The sequence below is a fragment of the Eudoraea sp. genome, assembly GCF_049665975.1.
Classification (GTDB): domain Bacteria; phylum Bacteroidota; class Bacteroidia; order Flavobacteriales; family Flavobacteriaceae; genus Eudoraea.
This window is the reverse complement of the sequence record NZ_JBATGR010000216.1, coordinates 1-1,750: the sequence shown is the minus strand read 5'-3', so window position 1 is coordinate 1,750 and position 1,750 is coordinate 1. Positions and strand designations below refer to the sequence as shown.

General features: G+C 38.5%; 2 protein-coding genes. Both read left to right on the top strand.

The genetic code is table 11. The annotated features are described in order from the left end of the window. Nucleotides 1–228 precede the first annotated feature (228 nt). Entirely contained in the window at nt 229–1,008 is a 780-nt protein-coding gene (locus tag WBN20_RS08285; protein ID WP_424281339.1) for a CPBP family intramembrane glutamic endopeptidase, read from the top strand. Nucleotides 1,009–1,135: 127 nt separating this feature from the next. Next, a partial coding sequence (locus WBN20_RS08280) for a C-GCAxxG-C-C family (seleno)protein (protein WP_424281338.1) occupies nt 1,136–1,750 on the top strand: 615 nt, incomplete at its 3' end.

The following is a 1,750-nucleotide window of genomic DNA, read 5'->3' as shown; positions in this document are numbered from 1 at the left end:
TTAGTACAACCCTTCATATTTAGCCCTCAAATGTATGGTGAAATTACAGTGATAAGACTTGCTGATGGTGAGAAATTTAGATTAACACATAATAAGTGGGAAGACGGCGCTCCACTTTGGATCAAAGGAAATTAATAGAAACGGTAACTATTGAAGATCGGCTCATGATTTTAACGTATGACTTTAAAAATTAAAAAGTACCGGCCACAACACGCACTATAACCCATTATGAATACAAGGAGTTCAAAAGAAATAATGGAAATCATCCTGTTCTCGGCAATGGTAATTGCCCTGAGTTCCTTACTGTGTTTTATCGCTTATACTTTAGAGGATCCGAATGTCTCAATATTAGCTGTATTCACTCCATCTTTAGTTGCACTGGTGCTTACTGCCATTACAAAAGGTAAGAAAGGCGTTTATGATTTGTTCGTTAAACAAACCGTAAAGAAAACATCTTTAAATTGGCTTCTGATAGCGCTGTTAGGAATTCCTGCCCTTGCATCTTTAGCCGTGCTTACTTCCCTGCACTTCGATATTTCCAGATTTCATTTAAGAACAACTCAATTGTTGCCACAGCTTATTGTGATCGTCATGATTGCTATTGGTGAGGAATACGGCTGGAGGGGTTACGTACTTCCCAGGTTGATGAAGAAATTCAACGTATTTTATTCAAGCATTATACTTGGTTTGATCTGGGGGCTTTGGCATTATCCGGCATATCTGATTGGAACAGGCATTCCCTTGCAAATGGACTTCATGGTGTTTTTAATATGGGTGGTTCTGGGAACACTTTTTATAAGTTGGATTTATTACTATACCCGAAGCATACTTACGTCAATCCTGGCTCATATTGGTGCTAATGCCGCTTTTAATTATCTGTTTATTTTACCTGAGTTTACCGGAAACATGAATACATTCTGGATTTTTATTACCTATTTGTTAGTTCTGATGATGCTAGTCTACTATCTAAGGAGAAAAGATTTACTAGAAAGTCCTAATAATCCATAAAAATCATCAAAACGGATGTTTGTTCAACCCGTTCGCACTAATAAAAATATTATTTAAACTGATCCTTGTCATAGTATTGGATTTCAGCCCTTTGTACCTTTTTTGATTCAAATTAAAGTCCCTGCAAATGGAGTCAAAAGCATATGATATCAAAGATGGCCCTAAAGACGGGAAAAAAGTATTTAGGAAATTAGGAACTTGCTCACGTACCTTCTTTTATATTTTAAATCGGGAGTTTGGTCATCCAAAGGAACTGGAAGAACGTGCCGCAGATGTATTGGCAGGTGGCATTATGCAAAAAGGTCATCAATGCGGCATGCTTTGGGGTGCATCCTTAGCTATTGGTGCAGAAGCATATAGAGTATGTGCAAATAAAAATCAAGCAATTCATGTTGCCGTTTTAGCAACACAGCAGGTAATGGCGTCATTTATTCAAAGAGAACATACGATAAACTGTAGCGATATTGCGAGGTGCGACTTTTCAAGTAAACTGAGTTTTGCAAAGTATTTTTTCTCCGGAAGATTCTTACATTGTTTTGATCTTGCCGAACAATGGGCTCCTGAAGCCGTTAAAGCTGCCTATGACAGTTTATCCCATAAAGAAACTGTATCACAGGAAGCGTGTTTGAGCTGTGCTACGGAAGTTGCTCGAAAAATGGGTGCAAGTGAAGAGGAAATGGTTATGGTTGCAGGTTTTGCAGGTGGACTTGGTTTGAGCGGTGCTGCATGTGGTGCACTGAGT